16 protein-coding genes are annotated in these 19,328 nt (G+C 63.3%); 13 read left to right on the plus strand and 3 right to left on the minus strand.

What is annotated here, in order from left to right:
- Positions 1–62 precede the first annotated feature (62 nt).
- Genes VNS12_RS03150 through VNS12_RS03160 form a run of 3 tightly spaced genes read right to left on the minus strand, consistent with a single transcriptional unit; the run spans position 63 to position 5,850 of the window.
- Positions 63–1,349, minus strand: coding sequence for an acetyl-CoA C-acetyltransferase (locus VNS12_RS03150; RefSeq protein WP_325486387.1), 1,287 nt, complete (start codon positions 1,347–1,349; stop codon positions 63–65).
- Between the two features lies 1 nt (position 1,350).
- The gene (locus VNS12_RS03155) at positions 1,351–3,318 is read right to left on the minus strand and encodes a 3-hydroxyacyl-CoA dehydrogenase NAD-binding domain-containing protein (RefSeq protein ID WP_325486388.1); all 1,968 of its coding nucleotides are present in this window, start codon (positions 3,316–3,318) and stop codon (positions 1,351–1,353) included.
- Between the two features lie 51 nt (positions 3,319–3,369).
- On the minus strand, positions 3,370–5,850 hold the full coding sequence (locus VNS12_RS03160; protein WP_325486389.1) for an acyl-CoA dehydrogenase: 2,481 nt from the start codon (positions 5,848–5,850) through the stop codon (positions 3,370–3,372).
- A 319-nt stretch (positions 5,851–6,169) separates the two neighbouring features.
- Here VNS12_RS03160 and VNS12_RS03165 point away from each other — a divergent pair, with 319 nt between their 5' ends.
- The 13 genes from VNS12_RS03165 to VNS12_RS03225 all read left to right on the plus strand — a co-directional run.
- Positions 6,170–7,891 carry a long-chain-fatty-acid--CoA ligase gene (locus VNS12_RS03165; protein WP_325486390.1) on the plus strand — a complete coding sequence of 574 codons (1,722 nt, stop codon included), beginning with the start codon at positions 6,170–6,172 and terminating at the stop codon, positions 7,889–7,891.
- Positions 7,888–8,304 (plus strand): MerR family transcriptional regulator, encoded by a 417-nt coding sequence (locus tag VNS12_RS03170; protein ID WP_325486391.1) that lies wholly within the window; start codon positions 7,888–7,890, stop codon positions 8,302–8,304. Before VNS12_RS03165 ends, VNS12_RS03170 begins: the two co-directional genes overlap by 4 nt.
- Before the next feature lie 104 nt (positions 8,305–8,408).
- Entirely contained in the window at positions 8,409–8,795 is a 387-nt protein-coding gene (locus tag VNS12_RS03175; protein ID WP_325486392.1) for a hypothetical protein, read from the plus strand.
- Positions 8,796–9,066: 271 nt separating this feature from the next.
- Positions 9,067–12,033: a monovalent cation/H+ antiporter subunit A gene (locus VNS12_RS03180; RefSeq protein ID WP_325486393.1), complete on the plus strand. Its 2,967-nt coding sequence runs from the start codon at positions 9,067–9,069 to the stop codon at positions 12,031–12,033.
- A complete protein-coding gene (locus tag VNS12_RS03185; protein WP_325486394.1) occupies positions 12,033–12,377 on the plus strand; it encodes a Na+/H+ antiporter subunit C in 345 nt (114 codons plus the stop codon). The genes VNS12_RS03180 and VNS12_RS03185 overlap by 1 nt, the downstream gene beginning before the upstream one ends.
- Positions 12,374–14,014, plus strand: coding sequence for a monovalent cation/H+ antiporter subunit D (locus tag VNS12_RS03190; RefSeq protein WP_325486395.1), 1,641 nt, complete (start codon positions 12,374–12,376; stop codon positions 14,012–14,014). The genes VNS12_RS03185 and VNS12_RS03190 overlap by 4 nt, the downstream gene beginning before the upstream one ends.
- Complete coding sequence (locus VNS12_RS03195; RefSeq protein ID WP_325486396.1) at positions 14,011–14,499, plus strand: Na+/H+ antiporter subunit E; 489 nt, start codon at positions 14,011–14,013, stop codon at positions 14,497–14,499. Before VNS12_RS03190 ends, VNS12_RS03195 begins: the two co-directional genes overlap by 4 nt.
- Entirely contained in the window at positions 14,496–14,777 is a 282-nt protein-coding gene (locus tag VNS12_RS03200; protein WP_325486397.1) for a K+/H+ antiporter subunit F, read from the plus strand. The genes VNS12_RS03195 and VNS12_RS03200 overlap by 4 nt, the downstream gene beginning before the upstream one ends.
- Positions 14,774–15,145 (plus strand): monovalent cation/H(+) antiporter subunit G, encoded by a 372-nt coding sequence (gene mnhG / locus VNS12_RS03205; protein WP_325486398.1) that lies wholly within the window; start codon positions 14,774–14,776, stop codon positions 15,143–15,145. Before VNS12_RS03200 ends, mnhG begins: the two co-directional genes overlap by 4 nt.
- A 150-nt stretch (positions 15,146–15,295) precedes the next feature.
- On the plus strand, positions 15,296–15,514 hold the full coding sequence (locus VNS12_RS03210) for a DUF378 domain-containing protein (protein ID WP_325486399.1): 219 nt from the start codon (positions 15,296–15,298) through the stop codon (positions 15,512–15,514).
- 242 nt (positions 15,515–15,756) lie between these two features.
- Positions 15,757–16,551 carry a glutathione S-transferase family protein gene (locus tag VNS12_RS03215; protein WP_325486400.1) on the plus strand — a complete coding sequence of 265 codons (795 nt, stop codon included), beginning with the start codon at positions 15,757–15,759 and terminating at the stop codon, positions 16,549–16,551.
- 129 nt (positions 16,552–16,680) lie between these two features.
- On the plus strand, positions 16,681–18,423 hold the full coding sequence (locus VNS12_RS03220; protein ID WP_325486401.1) for an alpha-amylase family glycosyl hydrolase: 1,743 nt from the start codon (positions 16,681–16,683) through the stop codon (positions 18,421–18,423).
- A gap of 236 nt (positions 18,424–18,659) precedes the next feature.
- Positions 18,660–19,328, plus strand: a 669-nt coding sequence (locus VNS12_RS03225) for an ABC transporter substrate-binding protein (RefSeq protein WP_325486402.1), incomplete at its 3' end; no start/stop codon positions are given.

Raw genomic sequence — 19,328 nt, forward strand, 5'->3', positions numbered from 1 at the left:
GGGAAGTCTTCCCGTTGATCTGGACAGCGAGCCTATCCTTGGCCCAGCGGATTTGACAAGCATTAATTGGCCCGCTCCACGAGGGCGGCAACGCCCATTCCACCGGCAGTACAGACCGAGATCAATGCTCTGTCTTTTTCTTGCGTATTCAACATCTTGGCCGTCATTCCCAATATCCGCGCGCCGGTTGCTGCGAACGGATGGCCATAGGCGAGCGATGACCCGAATATGTTGAGCTTGTCCACCGGCACCGGCCCCAACGGCTCCTCCCGCCCCAGAACGTCTCGATTGTAATCTTCATCCTCAAACGCAGCGAGGGTGCACAGCACCTGCGCGGCAAACGCCTCGTGCAGCTCGAACAGGTCGATATCGTCAAAACCAAGCCCGCTCCGCCGCATCAGGTCCGACACCGCCTGGGTCGGGGCCATCAACAGCCCGTCCCCATGCGCAAAGTCATTGGCCGACACCGCCCCCATGGTCAGCCAGGCCAGCACCGGCAGGTCCCGCTCCCGCGCCCAGTCCTCGCTGGCCAGCAGCACCGAGGCGGCTCCATCGGTCAGCGGTGTGGAATTGGCGGCGGTCAGCGTCCCCTTGCCCGAGCGCTTGTCGAACGCCGGCTTCATCGTCGCCATCTTTTCAAGGCTGGTATCGGGGCGGATATTGTTGTCCTTGTAGATGCCCGCACAGGGCACCGTCAGGTCGTCATGAAAGCCCGCCTCCCAGGCCGCGGCTGCGTTCTGGTGGCTGCGCAGCGCCAAAAGGTCCTGCGCCTCGCGCGAAATGCCCCAGTGCCGGGCCATCAATTCGCAATGCTCGCCCATCGACAGCCCCGTGCGCGGCTCCTGGGTCGAGGGGGCCACCGGGGCAATCTCCCCAAGGCTGAATCCCTTGAAGGCCGCCAGCCGTTCTCCGACAGTGCGCGCCCGCGACAGGGCGATCATCCGCTTTTGCATCTTCGGGCCAAGCACCACCGGGCTGTCGCTCACCGTGTCCGAGCCCCCGGCGATGCCACTGTCGATTTCACCCGTGGCGATCTTGGCGCCCAGCATCAGCGCCGCCTGCAGCGAGGTGCCACACGCAATCTGCAAACTGGTCCCCGGCGTCTTGGGCGATAGCTCCGCGTCGAGCAGCGCCTCGCGGGCCAGATTGAAATCGCGGCTATGGGAGATCACCGATCCGGCCACCACTTCCCCCACCCGCTCGCCTTTGAGCCCATATCGCTCGGCCAGCCCGCCCAGCGCTGTTGCCAGCATCGAGAGGTTGGTTTCATTCTCGTAGCCGCTATAGGCCCGGCAAAACGGAATCCGGCTGGAGCCGACAATAGCGACCCTGCGCAGCGTCCTGTCCATCTCACGCCCTCCCGTCGTGACGCGCCTGAATCGGCCCGCCCATGAACGGGGCAAACCCCGTGCCCAGGATCATGCCGATATCGGCCATGTCCGCACTGTCCACCACGCCATCGGCGACGATCACCTCGGCGCTGTCGACCAGCGGCTGGACCAGATCGCGCCCCAACCCCGCGAGATTGGCGTGCGGTGCCGGTTTTTCCTTGATCGGCTTGCCGTTCTCCCATTTGTAAAAGCCCTGCCCGGTCTTGCGTCCCAGCTTTCCGGCGGCGATCAGCTTGGCAAACCGGCTGTCATCGGCGATTTTCTGCCCCAACTCCCGCGCCACGAACGCGCCGACATCGAGCCCGACCGTATCCATCAGTTCGATCGGCCCCATCGGCATCCCGAACGCCACAGCCGCCGCATCGAGCTGTTCAGCGTTTTCGCCTTTTTCCACCCGGTCCACCGCTTCGAGCAGGTAGGGCATCAGCGCCCGGTTGACGAGGAACCCCGGTGCCGATTTCACCACCACCGGGCTCTTGCCGATGGCCAGCGCAAATGAAGCCCCCCGGCGCACCGTATCGTCTTGGTTGAACGTCGAGCGCACCACCTCCACCAGCGGCAACTGCGCCACCGGGTTGAAGAAATGCAGCCCGATCAGCCGCGCCGGTTCCTCCAGCGCCTCGGCAATGCGTTCGAGTTCGATCGACGAGGTGTTGGTCGCCATGATCGCCTGCGGCGGCAGCCGCTTTTCTGCTTCGGCCAGAATCTGCTGCTTGATATCGAGCTTTTCGACAACTGCTTCGATCAGCACGTCGCACCGCGCGATACCCTTGCCCTCCACATCCGGTTCGAGCCGCGCCATGGCGGCATTCACCGCCTGCCGGGTTTTCAGGCGCTTTTGGAACAGCTTTTTCGCCCGCTCCAGCGCCGGCGTGATCCTGTCGATATCCATGTCCTGCAAGGTAACCGCCATGCCGCGCAACGCGCACCACGCGGCGATATCCCCGCCCATCACCCCCGCGCCCACCACATGCACGCGCGAAAATTTCGGCTTGTCCTTCCCCTTGAGCCCGAGCTTTTTCAAACTCTCGGAGAGAAAGAACACCCGCCGCAGATTGCGCGCGGTTGGCGTGCTCATCAGCGGCACGAACCGCTCGGCCTCATGCGCCATCATCTGCCTGGGGTTGTCGCCATATTTTTCGAACAAATCGATCAGCGCATAGGGAGCGGGATAATGGTCCTTGCGCACCTTCTTGGCCGTCTCCTCGCGCATCCTGGCTGCCACGCGCGCCCGCAGCGGCCCGATCGCCATCACCCGCTTGGCGAACGGCGCCGGTGTCGATTTGCGCTTGGTCAGCACCGCCTTGCGGCCCGCCCAGCGCAGCATGTCGCGATGGCGCACCAATTGGTCGACAAGGTTGAGCTTGCGCGCCTGCCGTGCGCGGACGATCCGCCCGGTCAGCATCAATTGCATGGCATCGACCGGCCCTGCCTGCCGGATCGACCGTCCGGTGCCCGCAAAGCCGGGAAAAATCCCCAGATTGACCTCGGGAAAGCCCAGCCGCGTGGTCTCGTCATCGACGGCGATACGGTAGTGACACGCCAGCGCCAGTTCCAGACCGCCGCCAACGCAAAACCCCGAAATCCCGCACACGAACGGAACCTTCAAATCCTCGATCCGCTGCAACAGCGCATGGGTCCGCCGCAACGCTTCCGGCAGCACCGCCGGATCGCTCATCTGGTCGAATTCCTTGATATCCGCCCCGGCGATGAACCCGGTCTTGCCCGACAGCAGCACCACCCCGAGCAAGTCCCCCGCCCGGCTCTGCTCCTCGACATAGGCAACCAGCGTTTCCAGCTCCGCGATCACCTCGCGGCTGAGCACATTGACCGGCGCATCGGCCACATCGAGCGTCAGCCAGCCGATCTGTTCGACATCGATGGAAAACCGCCAGTGCCGGGTCTGCGGAATATCAGCCTTGGACAACCGCCGCCTCCATTGGTTGCGCGTAGCGTTGCGCGCCGCGTTCCTGCCCGATCATTCCGCCGCCTCGGTGTAATCGTCCGCCTTGCGCGGCACCCGCGCCAGCGCGTCGGGCGCGAAATCATCCACGGCGATCACCCGATCGGTGGCCTCGTCTGCGGCCCGCAGGATCGCGGCTTCATCCGATGTCAGGATATTTTTTGCCAGCGCATCGTCAATGGCATCCCGATCCAGCCGCCGCTCGATTTCACCCTTCTTGATGGCTCTCAAAAACTTCTTTTCGATCTCGGCCGCCGCTTCCACCCGGATCAGCGCATCTTCGAGCATTCCCGTACGATCGCCGGGATCGAAGGTCACATAAACCCCGCGCGTCAGCCGGTCGCGAAACACCGATTGCCCGAGCACCACCCGCGCCAGCCGAAAGTTCTCCCGGTCGCTCGATGCCCGCACTCGCCGCCCGAGCGGAAACAGCAACACCCCCAGCACAAACCGCAGCGCCGGGTTGGGGAAATTGTCCACCACCTCGCCCAGCCCCTTGCGGATCGCTGCGATCCGGTCGCAGGCTATGGCGTGGATCACCGCCACGTCCTCGGGCATACGCCCGTCATCTTCAAACCGCTTGAGCGCCGCCGACAGCAGATAGAGATCAGAAAACACATCCGCCATCCGCCCCGACAGCATCTGCTTGCGCTTGAGGTCGCCGCCCAGCAGCGCCACCGTCCAGTCCCCCACCAGCGCAAAACTCTGGCTGTAGCGATGCAATTCGCGATACCAGCCCTTGAGTTCATGCTCCACCGGCGTCGAGGCAAACCGCCCGGCGGTGATGTTGTGGAACCAGCTCGCCGTGATATTGCGCAGCATGAAGCCGATATGCCCCGCAAAGGCGATATCGAACGCCTCCAGCCCCTCGCGCCGGTCGTGATTTTGCGCCGCGCGCACTTCGCTCAGCAGATAGGGGTGGGCCCGCAGCGCGCCCTGCGCGAATGTGATCAGCGTCCGGGTCAGGATATTGGCCCCCTCCACCGTGATGGCGACGGGAACATTGGAATAGCCCGAAAACAGATAGTTCGAGGGCCCGTCCTGCACGGCCCGCCCGCCATGGATATCCATGGCGTCATCGATACGGTGACGCATCTCGTCAGTGGTCCGGTATTTCAGCGCCGCCGAAATCACCGCGGGCTTTTCACCATCATCGACGATGGCTGCGGTCATCGCCCGCGCCGCCTCAAACAGATAGGCCGACTTGACCAGCCGGGCCATCGCTTCGCCGACCCCTTCCATCATGCCGATGGCGATGCCGAACTGCCGCCGGATGCGCGCATAGGCGGACGTGGTGCGCAGTGCGCCCTTGATCGATACCGTACCGATGGCCGGCAGCGAAATGGCCCGCCCCGTCGCCAGGCACTCCATCAGCATCCGCCAGCCCTGTCCGGCATAGTCAGGCCCGCCAATCAGAAAGGACATGGGGATGAACACATCCGTGCCCGAGGTCGGGCCGTTCATGAACGCCGCCCGCGCCGGGAAATGCCGCCTGCCGATCACCACGCCTTGCAGATCGGCGGGCACCAGCGCCAGCGTGATCCCAACATCCTCACCTTTGCCCAGATGGTTGTCGGGGTCGTACAGATTAAAGGCAACGCCCAAAAGCGTCGCGACCGGAGCGAGGGTGATATAGCGCTTGTCCCAGGACAGCCGCACCCCAAGCACCTGCTTGCCCTCGAATTCGCCATGGGTCACGACGCCCACATCGCGCATGCCCGCCGCGTCCGATCCGGCATGGGCTCCGGTCAGCGCAAAGCAGGGGATTTCCTCGCCCCTGGCGAGCCGTTGCAGATATTTGCCCTGCTGTTCGGGCGTTCCGTACTTCTCCAGCAACTCCCCCGGCCCCAGCGAGTTGGGCACCATCACGGTGATGCCCGCCGCCACCGAGCGCGAGGCGATCTTGGACACCACCTGGCTTTGTGCCTGCGCAGAAAAGCCTAGCCCGCCATGCTCCTTGCCGATCAGCATGCCGAAAAACCGCTGCTCCTTGAGAAAGCTCCACACCTCTGGCGGCAGGTCCATGCGGTTATGGCGCGTATCCCAATCGTCGATCATCGCACAGACCCGTTCGCACGGCCCGTCGAGAAACGCCTGCTCTTCTTCGGTGAGGTCGGGCTTGCGGATGGCAAACAGCCGGTCCCAGTCCGGGCGGCCCGAAAACAGCTCCGCGTCCCAGCCCACCGTCCCGGCGTCGAGCGCCTCCTGCTCGGTGCGTGAAATGCGCGGCAGGATCGCTTTGACCAGCCCATAGGCCGGGCCGGTGATCACCAGCCGGCGCACCGGGGCCAGCGCCAAAAGACCCAATATGATCGCGGGAAGCAGCGCCACGCTCCAGCCGACAACACTGGTAGAAAACGCAACCCCGTATTCCGGGCGCAACATGGCCAGAACGCCGATCACCGCGGCGGCCAGCGCCCACTGCCACAGGGGGGATTGGCGAATGGCGAGGACGAAGAACGCCACCACACCCAGAACGATCAACACCGGAATCATTGATCAGCCTCCCTGCTGCGGCTCCGTTCCACCCACCCCAACGCAACATCAGAATACAACCATGGACGTAAACGTCAACCTAATGCCTCTTGCGGAAGTCTGCGCATTTCCGGTGCGCAAGCGCCCGCACCGGCACCCTTTCCCCGGACAACGTTTGCAAAATGCCGTTGGTTTCATCAGGCGCATCGACACAATTGGCTTTGCGTTTTCTGCTTCTCCCCTTGCGACAGACGTTTGACGCTAACGTCAGGCCGTGACATATTTTCACGATTGACCCGGCGCCGCCCTGGAGGAGGGCCCGCCCCCCTGGAGGAGAGCAATGAGCGAGTCAGCCTATCTCACCCATCCGTGGATCGAATCCTACCCCGCCGGCATCGAGTGGGACGCGGTGATCGACACCACGCCGGTGCATGAACAATTGCTGGCCTCCTGCGCGCGGATGGGCGATGCCACAGCGCTCGACTTCCTCGGCGCCACCACCTCGTTCCGGCAACTGGGCGAACAGGTCAATGCGCTGGCCGGCGCGCTGCAAACCGAACTCGGCGTCAAGAAGGGCGATCGGGTCGCGCTGCTGATGCCCAACACGCCGTTTTACGTCATCGCCTATTTCGCCGTGCTGCGGGTCGGGGCCATAGTGGTCAATTGCAACCCGCTCTATTCGGCGGGCGAATTGAGTCACATCGTGTCCAATTCCGGCGCACGCATTCTCATCACCCTCGATCTCAACGCGACCTTCCCCAACGCCGCCCGGCTGGTGGAACAGGGCCATATCGAACACCTGGTCGTCGCCCATTTTCCCAACGCCCTGTCAGGCCTCAAGAAGTTCCTCTTTCCCTTCGTCCGGGGCCGCGATCTCGCCCGGCCCGCCCAATCATCGGTGGCCCGGTCTGTGGTCTTTTTCGAAGATCTGGTCGCCCTGGGCAGAAAACCCGGACCCGTCGCCATCGATCCACTGACCGACGTGGCGGTTCAGCAATACACCGGCGGCACCACCGGTGTGCCCAAGGGGGCGATGCTCAGCCACGCCAATATCGCCGCCAATATGAGCCAGATCGACAAATGGGGGGATGGTCTGTTCTATCCGCCCTCCAAGATCGTCGCCATTCTGCCCTTCTTCCACATCTTCGCGATGACCGTGTGCATGAATGTGCCGCTGTGCTCGGGCGCGCAGGTGGTGATGCTGCCGCGGTTCGAGCTCAAGCCCTTTCTGGCGCTGCTGAAGCGCACGCGGCCCAACGTCCTGCCCGCCGTCCCCACCCTGCTGCACACGCTCGGCTCCCGGCTCGAAGCCACCGCCGAACTGCTCTCCTCCATCGAAGTGGCGATTTCCGGCGGGGCGGGCTTGCCCAACGAAACCCGCGAGCTGTTCGGCGCCAAATCCGAGGCGGTGCTGGCCGAAGGCTACGGCCTCACCGAAGCCTCCCCGGTCGTCACCTGCGCCGCCCTGCGCCTGCCGTCCAGACCCGGCTCCATCGGCCTTCCCCTGCCCGGCACCGACATCCGCTTCGTCAGCCTCGATGACCCCGACACGGAGGTTGCCCAGGGCGAGCGGGGCGAGCTTGTCGTCAAGGGCCCCCAGGTGATGCTCGGTTATTTCAACGACGAGCAGGCCACCCGCGAGGCGTTCACCAGCTCCGGATATCTGCGCACCGCCGACGTCGGCTATATCGATCCCGACGGCTATGTCTTCCTCGTCGACCGGATCAAGGATCTGATCATCTGTTCCGGTTTCAACGTCTATCCACGGGTCATCGAAGATGCGATTTATCGCCACCCGGCGGTCGACGAAACCAATGTGATCGGTGTAAAGGATCCCGTTCGCGGCGAAGCCCCCGTCGCCTATGTCAAGCTCAAGTCCGGCGAATCCCTCAAAGCCGCCGACCTGAAAACCTTCCTCAGGGACCACCTGTCCAAGCTCGAAATGCCCCGCGAGATCATTTTCAGGGACGAACTCCCCAAGACCATGATCGGCAAGCTCTCCAAGAAGGATTTGCGCGAGGACTACGAAAAAACCGCCAAATCCGAAAGGACCGTGCCTTGAACAAGCACAATGCCGGCAAGCAGGATCTGTTCGCGATCGCAGATCTTGCCCGCGAGTTCGGCATTTCCACCCGCGCCATACGCTTTTACGAATCCAAGGGCCTGCTGTCGCCCGACCGCGTCGGCGCCACGCGGGTCTTCCGCCGCCGCGACCGCGCCCGGCTGATCCTGATATTGCGCGGCAAGCGCCTCGGCTTCTCCCTGCGCGATATTTCCGAATATCTCAGCCTCTACGATGTCGATGAAACCCGCACCGCCCAGGTCCGACTGTTGATCGACAAGGTCGATGAACGGCTCGAACTGCTGCACGGCCAGCTCAAGGACCTTGAAACCACCATCACCGAATTGACCCAGATTCGTGATCTGGCCGATGAGCGCCTGCAAAAGGCCCCCACCGGCGACGGAGCCGCCTGACGCTTTGCCCCATGCCGGGTTGCCGCACTGCGCATATGCGCCATTGACCAGGATTTGCGCGGCCCGTATGTAGCAAAGTGCAATAGCCAACCCCGGAAGCCCAATTGACACGTTTCGGCACCAGAACATTGCTTCGGCTCGGTCGCCGGACACTGTCATGGAATGCGCGCCTTCTGGCGACGCTGCTGCTGTTTGTCGGGCCGGCTCATGCCGCCGCGCAGCAGATTTCCGCCGAACACCTGCCCACGGCCTCTGGTGAATTGATCGATGGCGCGCGCGCCGACAAGCCCGTGCTACGCGCCGATCCGGGCTTCGCCTTTTGCCTGATATGCGCCGATACCGCCGATGACGGCATCGTCCTTCTGCCAGTCGGAACCGGTCCTCTTGCGTCACGCATCCTCGTGTTGGCGTCAGGCTCTTTTACCCCTGCGCGCGCCGCGCCTTCGGCTCCCTACGGCTTTGCCTGGGGCCGGGCTCCGCCACTGGCGTGAACCCGTCGGCCCGCTGGCGCGTTCAAGCCATTTGCAGCGCGAAATGGGCCGAAATACCCGATTGAAGTAAATTCCGTAATTAATTCATATTAGTCATGCCGGGATCGGCCAGATCGATATAGGCTGGAGTGTGGCCGGAAACGGGTCCCGCTCTTTGCGCCCGGTCTGCTCCGATCGCAGCGAAGCGCTCCGGCGCATCCGATACAATCAACCGCCGCTGCCTTGCCGGGCACGGCATGACGTCTCCGGGTGAGGCAAACCAAAGGTGCCAATGCATATACCGGTTTTAGTTTCGTTGCTTGTCGGCATCCCTTTCGCCGCCGCGCTCATCCTCGCCCTGGGCCGTTTTGATCGCGACCTGTCGGGATGGGTCGCCCTTGGCGTTGCCGTTCTCGCCTTCGGCGTCACCATCTTTCTCTATCCCTACGTCACCAATGGGGAGGTGCTCAGCTATCGCCTGAGCTGGGTGCCCGGGCTCGGGCTCGATCTCATCTTCCGCATGGACGGGTTCACCTGGCTGTTCTCGGTGCTGATCACCGGCATCGGCGCGCTGATCATGCTCTATTCGCGCTATTACATGTCGCCCGAAGACCCGGTCCGGCGGTTTTTCGCCTTCCTGTTGTCGTTCATGGGCTCCATGCTCGGCGTTGTCCTGTCGGGCAACGTCATCCAGCTGGTCATCTTCTGGGAAATCACCAGCCTCTTTTCCTTCCTGCTGATCGGCTACTGGTATCACAACGCCGCCGCCCGCGATGGCGCGCGCATGGCGCTCACCATCACCGCGACCGGCGGGTTGTGCCTGATGGCCGGCATGCTGCTGCTCGGCCATATTTCCGGCAGCTATGAGCTCGACGTCATCCTGTCCTCGCGTGAGGCGATCCAGGCCAATGGCCTTTACGATGTCGCTCTGGTGCTGATCCTGCTCGGGGCCCTCACCAAAAGCGCCCAGTTTCCCTTCCACTTCTGGCTGCCCAATGCCATGGCCGCCCCCACCCCGGTTTCCGCCTATCTGCACTCGGCAACCATGGTCAAACTGGGCGTGTTCCTGCTTGCCCTGCTCTGGCCGGTCATGGCCGGCACCGACATCTGGTTCTGGGTTGTGGGCTCGGCTGGCCTGATCACGCTGGTTCTGGGCGCCTATTCGGCGATCTTCCAGCAGGACCTCAAGGGTCTGCTTGCCTATTCCACCATCAGCCATCTGGGCCTGATCACCCTGTTGCTGGGACTGTCGAGCCCGCTGGCGGCGGTGGCGGCAATCTTCCACATCGTCAACCACGCCACCTTCAAGGCCTCCCTGTTCATGGCCGCCGGGATCATCGACCACGAAACCGGCACCCGCGACCTGCGCAAGCTCTCGGGGCTGTTCCGGTTCATGCCGATCACCGCCACCGCCGCCATGGTGGCCAGCGCCGCCATGGCGGGCGTTCCCCTCCTCAACGGTTTCCTCTCCAAGGAAATGTTCTTTGCCGAAACCGTCGAGACCCATACCGGCACCCTGCTCGATCTGTCCCTGCCCTATGTCGCGACCATATGGGGGGTGTTCAGCGTGGTGTATTCGATCCGCTTCATCGCCGAAGCCTTTTTCGGCCCCGACCCGGTCGATCTGCCCAAGCAGCCCCACGAGCCCCCGGTCTGGATGCGCATTCCCATCGAATTGCTGGTGCTGATCTGCCTGATCGTCGGCGTCATTCCCGGCATCACCATCGGCCCGTTCCTGCACACCGCCGTCGTGGCCGTCATGGGCGGCGAGACCCCGCAATACAGCCTCTCGGTCTGGCACGGCTTTTCCATGCCGCTGCTCATGAGCATTATCGCCATGGCGGGCGGTGTTGTGGTCTATTTCGCCATCCGCAAGATCGCCTATCAGCTCGACGGCCCCCCGCTGGTGCGTCACCTCAAGGGCCAGCGCATGTTCGAGCGCTTCATGGTGACCATTTCCTGGAAAATGGCCCGCAGCCTCGAATCCATTCTCGGCACCCGCCGGTTGCAGGCCCAGATCGGCATCATGATCCTCACGGTGCTGGCCGCCGGCGTCGCAGTCACGTCGCGCTTCGATATCCCCGGCGTCGTCTTCCCCGCGGTCCAGTTCGACCCGGTGTTCGCCCTCATCTGGATGGCGGGCATCGCCTGCGCGGTGGGGGCCGCCCAACAGGCCAAATACCACCGCTTCGTCGCCCTCGTTTTGATGAGCGGCGCGGGTCTGGTCACCGTCCTCACCTTTGTGTGGTTCTCGGCTCCCGATCTGGCCATCACCCAATTGCTGGTCGAGGTCGTCACCACCGTGCTGATCCTGCTCGGCCTGCGCTGGATGCCACAACGCAAACAGGAGCTGCATGACCAGCGGCACATGCCGCTCTCGGTGGTCATCCGCCGGGGCCGCGACCTGACGATCGCCGCTGCGGTCGGGCTGGCCACCGCGGCCATCGCCTATTTCGTGATGACGCGGGAACTCTCCGACACCGTCGCGACCTATTTCCTCGAACTGGCCTATTCCGAAGGCGGCGGGCGCAACGTCGTCAACGTCATCCTCGTCGATTTCCGTGGCTTCGACACGTTTGGCGAAATCGTCGTCCTCGGCATCGTCGCGCTTTCGGTATTTGCGCTGCTGCGCCGCTTCCGTCCCGCTCCCGAGAGCATGGAGCGCCCCGAACAGCAGCGCCGCCTGATCGAATTCTTCGGTCGCGGCAAGGACATCGAGGCCGAAGGCGGCGAACGCTACACGCCCATCGCCGCCGTCATCATGAACTGGATGTTCCCGGTCATCATCGTCCTGGCCGCCTATCTGTTTTTCCGCGGTCACGACCTTCCCGGCGGCGGGTTTGCGGCGGGCATCGCCATGTCGGTGGCTTTCCTTTTGCAATATATGGCTGGCGGCACCCGCTGGGTGGAGGAACGCCTGCGCGTCCTGCCGGTGCGCTGGATCGCGTTTGGCCTGTTGATGGCTATTGCAACGGGTATTGGAGCCTGGGTGTTCGGCTATCCGTTCCTCACCTCGTTCTTCCAATACACCGAGGTGCCGTTCATCGGAAAAGTCCCCACCGCCTCGGCCCTGCTGTTCGATCTGGGCGTCTTCGCCCTCGTCGTCGGTGCCACGGTACTGATGCTGGTCGCCATCGCCCACCAGTCGATCCGCAAGCCCAAGAAGCGCCCGGGGATCGACGACGATGACCCCGACGAGACCGGCCTGGCGGAAACCGAACCGGCTCCTGAAGCTGTCCCCACCCAAGGAGAGGCGTGATGGAACTCATTCTCGCAATCGGCATCGGCGTTCTGGCCGGCTCGGGCGTGTGGCTCATCCTGCGTCCCCGCAGCTTTCAGGTCATCATCGGCCTGTCGCTGCTCTCGTATGCGGTCAACCTGTTCATCTTCTCGATGGGTCGGCTCGGCACCGGCAAGCCGCCGGTGCTCGACCCCTCCATCCCCATGGACACCGCAGCGTTCACTGATCCCCTGCCCCAGGCGCTGGTGCTCACCGCCATCGTCATCGGCTTTGCCATGACGGCGCTGTTTCTCGTGGTGCTGATCGTCTCGCGCGGTCTGACCGGAACCGACCACGTCGATGGACGGGAGCCTGGCCAATGAGTTTTTCTCTCGAACATTTCGTCATCATTCCGGTCCTGCTGCCGCTGACGGTCGCTGCCGCGTTGCTGCTGTTTCGCGACCAGCACCGGGTGGGCAAGGCCATCGCCGTTCTGGCCACGATGCTCGCCCTGCTGGCCGTATCCATCGTGCTGCTGGTCCTCACCGCCTCCGATGGCGAAAATGGCTGGCTGGGGGTGTACCTGCTCGGCAACTGGTCACCGGTCTTCGGCATCGTCCTCGTGGCCGATCGCGCTGCGGCGGTGATGGTGGCGACCACGGCGGTGCTTGGTGCCGCCGCCATGATCTTTGCCTCAGCGCGCTGGAACGGGGCGGGCCCGCATTTCCACAGCCTGTTCCTGTTTCTGATCGCCGGGGTCAACGGCGCGTTCCTGACCGGTGACCTGTTCAACCTCTTCGTCTTTTTCGAGGTCATGCTGGCCGCCTCCTATGGCCTGCTGCTCCACGCCTCGACAGTCGCCAAGGTGCGCTCCGGGCTGCAATACATCGCCATCAACCTCGTGGCGTCTTCGGTGTTTCTCATCGGCGTCAGCCTGATCTACGGGGTCACCGGCACGCTCAACATGGCCGAACTGGCGGTGCGGGTCCCTCTGATCGACGATGCCGACCGCATGCTGCTCGAAGTGGGCGCCGCCGTGCTCGGCACCGCCTTTCTCGCCAAGGCCGGCATGTGGCCGCTGTGCTTCTGGCTGCCCTCGGCCTATTCCTCCGCGGTTTCCCCCGTGGCGGCCGTCTTTGCCATCCTCTCCAAGGTCGGCGTCTATATCATCTGGCGGCTGTCGCTGCTCCTGTTCGGCCTCGATACCGGTCCCTCGGCGGGTCTCGCCCAGAACTGGCTGCTGATCGGCGGCCTCGCCACGCTGGTCTTCGGCTCGGTCGGCGTCCTCGCCTCTCAGGGGCTGGCGCGCCTCACCGCCTATGCGGTGATCGTCTCCTCGGGCACCATGCTGGTGGCCATCGGAGTCGGCGGCATCGAAGTCGCCGCGGGCGCCTTCTATTACATGGTCGGCTCGACCCTCGCCCTGGCCGCTCTGTTCATGCTGGTCGAACTCATCGAACGCGGCCGCATGGCCGGTGCCGACGTTCTCGCCGTGACCATGGAAGCGTTCGGCTTCGAGGACGAAGACGTCCTGCCCGACGAAGAAGAAGTCGGCATCCCCATCCCCGGCAAGCTCGCCGTGCTCGGCATCAGCTTTATTGCCTGCACCCTGCTGCTCGCCGGCCTGCCGCCCTTTTCCGGCTTTGTCGGCAAGGTCGCCATTCTCGCGGGCATCATCGGCATTCACGCTGGCGGCACGGGCTCGCCGATCGCCGGAGCCGACTGGGCCGCCGTCACCCTGCTGATCGTGTCCGGCCTTGCCGTGATGATCGCCATGCTGCGCGGCGGCATCAACACCTTCTGGGCGACCCGCGAGGACATGACCCCCAATGTCAGCGTGGTGGAGATCGTACCGATCACGGCGCTGATCGTCGTCTGCCTCGCGCTCACCGTGTTTGCGGGACCTGCGATGACCTATTTCACTGCCGCCGCCGCTGAGTTGCACAACCCGGTCGGCTACATCGAAGCGGTGTTGACCGCGTCGCCCTTGCCCTATCCGGGCCGGGGGGTGCTGCCATGAGCCGCCTTTTCCCCCACCCGATCCTGTCGCTGTCGCTGGTCGCGCTGTGGCTGATCCTGCAACAGAGCGTGTCGACCGGGCAGATCCTGCTCGGCCTCGTCATCGGCTTTGCCGCCGGTCAGGCGACCCGCCGCCTCGGGCTGGAAAAGCCCTACCTGCACCGGCCATGGCTGATCCCCGAGCTGGTGCTGGTCGTCACTATCGATATCGTGCGCTCCAATATCGCCGTTCTCTGGATCATCCTCACCGGCGGCACCTCGCCGAAAACCGCCAATTTCGTGCGCGTGCCCATCCAGCTGCGCGACCGCACCGCCCTTGCCTTCCTCGCGGTGATCGTCACCGCCACCCCCGGCACCATCTGGCTCGAATTCGATGAAGAGGCGGGCGAGCTGCTCCTTCACGTGCTCGATGTCTATGACGAGGCCGCCTGGATCGACATCATCGGCAACCGCTATCAGGGGCGCCTCGTGGAGATCTTCACATGAGTCTGGTTTTGGTCGAATGGTCCCTCATGATTGCCCAGATCCTTCTGGGCGTCGCCATGCTGGTCACTGTCTATCGCATGGTCATCGGCCCGCGCGCCCAGGACCGCGTTCTTGCGCTCGACGCCTTCTATGTCGTGGGCATGCTGATGCTGCTCACCGTGGGCATAAGAGTGGGCACGCCGCTGTTTTTTGAAGTCTCGCTGATCATCGGCGTTCTGGGCTTTGTCAGCACTGCGGCCCTTGGAAAGTTCCTCATGCGTGGCGAGGTGATCGAATGACCGATATTCCCCTATGGGCCGCCATTATCTTTGCCTTTCTGGTCGTCAGCGGCGCTGGCCTCACGCTGATGGGCTGCATCGGGCTGGCCCGGTTCGATACCTTCTACGCCCGCGTTCACGCTCCCACCCTGGGCACCAGCTATGGGCTGGTCAGCATGGCGCTGGCCTCCGCGCTCTATTTCACCCTGATCGGCGGCCGCCCGGTCTTCCATGAAATCGTGATCGTGGTGTTTGTGACGGTGACCACGCCGGTGACGCTGATGACCCTTGCCCGCGCCGCGCTGCACCGCGACCGGTCCGAGGGCAAGCCGGGCATTCCGCTTCCCGCCCCCCGCTCCAGCGTCAACCCCGCCCCCGAAACTCAATAACGGCCCACGGCCCGCGAGGCAGCATCAATAAAGGCAAGCACCACAGCCCGACGGTTGTGGTACTTACTGCCATCATTTGCAAAAGAACTTGACTCGCACCCGGCGAGTCATCCAGCTTCACTGTGTTCTGACCCAAGCTGGAGACGAATTATGCGAGCCGTTAATATCATTACCTTGATCCTCGTAATAATTGGAGGACTCAATTGGGGACTGGTTGGCCTCTTCCAATTCGATCTGGTCGCCGCCATTTTCGGCGTCGGCAGCATGCTGTCAAAAATAGTCTATATCGTGGTGGGATTGTCGGCCATCTGGCAGCTCATCCCGCTGTTTCGCTCCTTCTCCGAAGGAGAAAACCTGGCACAACGGTGATCCAGGCTCTCGAACCGGTGGCCTTGCTTTAAACAAGGCAAATCCTTCCGGTCCGGTGACGGCGACAAGCCGGTTCCGTCTCGCTTCGCGAAAAACGCGAACCGCCTGTTGTCGCCCAAACAGTGTTTCGGCCACGGCTCTCCGGACCCGTGGCCTTTTGCTGCGCTCGGCAGCCCCCTTGGCACCAGCCGGTTGACCGCCGGACGGCGAGGTGTACTCTTTGCCCAAGGGAGGATGCAGCAATGCCCGACATGCCTGTCGTCTATCACATTCCCGTCTGCCCCTTTTCACAACGCCTGGAAATCCTGCTCAGCCTCAAGGGGGCTGTCGATGCCGTAAAATTCCGCGTCGTCGACATCACCCGTCCGCGCGATCCGGCCCTGCTCGAACTCACACGCGGCTCCACTGCCCTGCCGATCCTTGTTACGAACAAGGGTGTGCTGAAAGAAAGCCTCGTCATCCTCGACTATCTCGATGCGCGCAGCGGCCACGGCAAGATCGCCCGCGCCGATCCCTATGAACACGCCGTCGAGGCGATGCTCATTGCCATGGAGGGGGATTTTACCGGGGCCGGATATCGGTACGTCCTCAATCAGGACGAGGCGCGCCGGTCCGCTTTCAGCGACGCGATGCTGGCGCAATATCAGCGTCTGGACGATTTCCTCGTCTGGCAAAACCCAGAGGGCACGTTCCTGTTCGAGCAGTTCGGTCTCGCGGAAGCCGTTTTCACCCCGATGTTCATGCGCTTCTGGTTCCTCGATTATTACGAGGGTTTTGACCTCCCCGAATCCGGCTTTGCCCGGGTCCGGCGCTGGCGCGATGCCTGCCTCGCCCATCCTGCCGCCCAGCAGGTCAATAAAGAGCAGGTCATCAAACTCTATTATGACTACGCCATGGGTGCCGGAAATGGTGCCCTGGTTCCGGGCCGCACCGTTTCGAGCTTCACCTTCGAGCCCGCATGGCAGCAAAGGCCCTGGCCGCCGCCACAGAAATATTCCGGCACCGCTACCGACGCCCAGCTCGGCCTCGCCGGCTGATCGCATCAGCGCAACGCTTGGGGCCCATTCGCGCAACCAAAGTCCGGCATGGCCGTTTCGCCGATGGCCACGCCCGGATCATCCTGACGCGACCGGGCCTGTTTCGGCTTCAGTCCGATAGGGAGCGCCATGCAGTATCTTTTCGGCCCCCTTGTTTCCGCCAGGTCCACCACTTTCCGGCTCTGGGCCCCCAGCGCCACCCGGCTGGCGGTCATCATGCCCGATCGTCCGGCTGTTCCCATGCAGCCGGAAGCCGACGGATGGTGGACGGCAGAGGTGCCGCACACCGGTCCCGGAACGCGCTACAAATTCCGCATGGGCGATCTTGAATTTCCCGACCCCGCCTCGCGAAGACAGGAAGGCGGCACCTCCGGCTGGAGCGTCGTGTGTGCCCCGCTCGGGCGCCCTCCATCCCCGCGAACCCGCCGCCCATGGCACGAAACCGTCCTCTGCGAGGTCCATGTCGGCACGGTCTCGCCCGAGGGCACCTTTCTCGGTCTTGCCGCCCGTCTCGAACATTTTCGCGATGCCGGGTACACCGCCCTGGAGCTGATGCCGATCAGCCAGTTCCCCGGCGACCGCAACTGGGGCTATGACGGCACGTTGCTGTTTGCGCCCCACGCCGCCTATGGCTCGCGCGAGGACCTCCGGCACCTGATCGACCGGGCCCACGCCCTGGGCATCGCCGTGCTGCTCGACGTGGTCTATAATCATTTCGGCAGCCACGAGAATTTCATCCCGCTTTACGCGCCCGAATTCTTCGACACTGACGCCCACACCCCGTGGGGGGCTGCCCTTGCCTTCAACCAGCCGATGGTGCGGCGCTTTTTTTGCGAAAACGCCCACCTTTTGCTGGCCGAGTTCGATTTCGACGGCCTGCGCCTCGATGCGCTTCATGAAATGAAATCCGAGGGCAGCGATCAGTGCCTTGTCGAGCTCACCGGCACCGCGCGCACCATCAAGCCCGACGCCATGCTCGTTGTCGAGAACATGAACAACACCGCCTGCTGGCTCGAACGCAGTGCCGCCGGAACCCCCACCCTGTTCACCGCCCAGTGGCATGATGAATTCCAGCACATATTCAGTTTCCTCGTCACCGGTGACGACAAGAACCAATATGGCGATGGCTCACGCGATCCGTGGTCCATCCTCGAACACGGTCTCACCCATGGCCTGATCGATCGCAGCGGGCTCAGCCACCCCTTGGGTCCCGATGCCTTGGTCGTCTATCTGCAAAATCACGACCAGATCGGCAACCGGGCCGACAGTGGCCGCCTCCCCGACCGGATCGGGGCCGACAAGCTCGATTTCGTTCATTTCGTCCTGCTGCTGTCTCCCCAGATTCCCCTGTTTTTCATGGGCGAGGAAGCGCATCTGCAAACTGCCTTCCCCTATTTTCTCGATCTTCCCGCCAGTGAAGCCCAAGCCATGCAATCGGGCCGCTATCGCCAGATGCGCGAGAGCTTCGGCCAAAACGTCAGCGAGGGAGAATTGCCCGACCCCAATGCGCAGGCGACGTTCGTTTGGGCCAAGCTCGACTGGACCGAATTCGACAGGCCGGAGCGCCGGGCCGCTTTGGACCGCTTCCGCAGTCTCAACCAATGGCGACGCTCGCGCGTCTGGCCGCTGACCGCCTCCCGGTTCGGCAAGGCCGAAAGCCACCGCGCGGGCACGGCGCTGGTCATCAACTGGATCTTCGAAGCTGGCGTGCTCACCATGGCCCTCAACACCTCCGCCAGCGCCTGCGCCATCCCCTGCATCATCACCGCCCCACCGGTTTCCACCGGCGACACCTCCCAGCACGGCGACCTCCTGCATCTGGGCCCCTGGAGCGCCGTGGCGTGGTCAACCATCACCGGCAATGGCCAATAGCGACGCCCCCGAACCTCGCCCTCATCTTTCAGGCAACCCGATGCTGAATTTGTCACAAGTCCATGCATTTTTTCGTCAACATTGGCGCAAGGATCGGAGGCGGTAGCGCCTTCCCATGTCCCCGCGGATGGCGAAACCGCCCCCTGCCAGCCGCCTGTAAATGGCATTTACGGTTGCAATTGGAGGTCTCGTTTCGTACCAAGAGAGGCAACAGATCAAAAGGGAGGATGGGGTCGATGCGAGCGCTTCTGAACTTCTGCGCGGGTGCGGCACAGGCTTCCCAAACCCTTGTTTCAGCTCGCAAATTCGGCCCAGGCAGCCTGCTCTGCGCCATATTGATCGCCGCATCGACGCTGGTTTTCATGCCGCAGATCGCCACCGCCCAGCAGCTTGAAGGCCCCGTTCATATCGGCATCATCCGCCCCGCACCCGACACCGTCGATCCGCTCATGGCGCCCGTGGCCCGGTCGGCAGAACAGGGCACGATCATGGCCGAAGAGGAATTCTCCTTCAACGCCAGCATGTTCGGTTTTGACTTCGCAATTATCCAGAAAGAGGCGCAGGGCGAGGACGTTATCACCGCCGCCGAGGAACTGGTCGACTCCGACGAAGTCTTTGCTTTAGCTGGTGGTTTTGATGAGGCCGAGGCGCGCCTGCTAAGCGCCTGGGCCGACGAGCGCGCCATTCCGTTCATCAATCTTCTGGGCGCCGATGACGCGCTGCGCAATGAATTGTGCAACCCCTCGACCTTCCACATGTCGCCCAGCGCCGCGATGTATCTCGATGCCCTGGCCGGCTGGTATGTCCGCGCCGGCTTCCGCAACTGGTTCACCCTTGTCGCCGATACCGAGGTCAATCAGGCCGAACGCGACAGGCTGCTACGCGGGCTCAGCGACCGCCATTTC

This window comes from Pelagibacterium sp., from assembly GCF_035555455.1.
Taxonomy (GTDB): domain Bacteria; phylum Pseudomonadota; class Alphaproteobacteria; order Rhizobiales; family Devosiaceae; genus Pelagibacterium.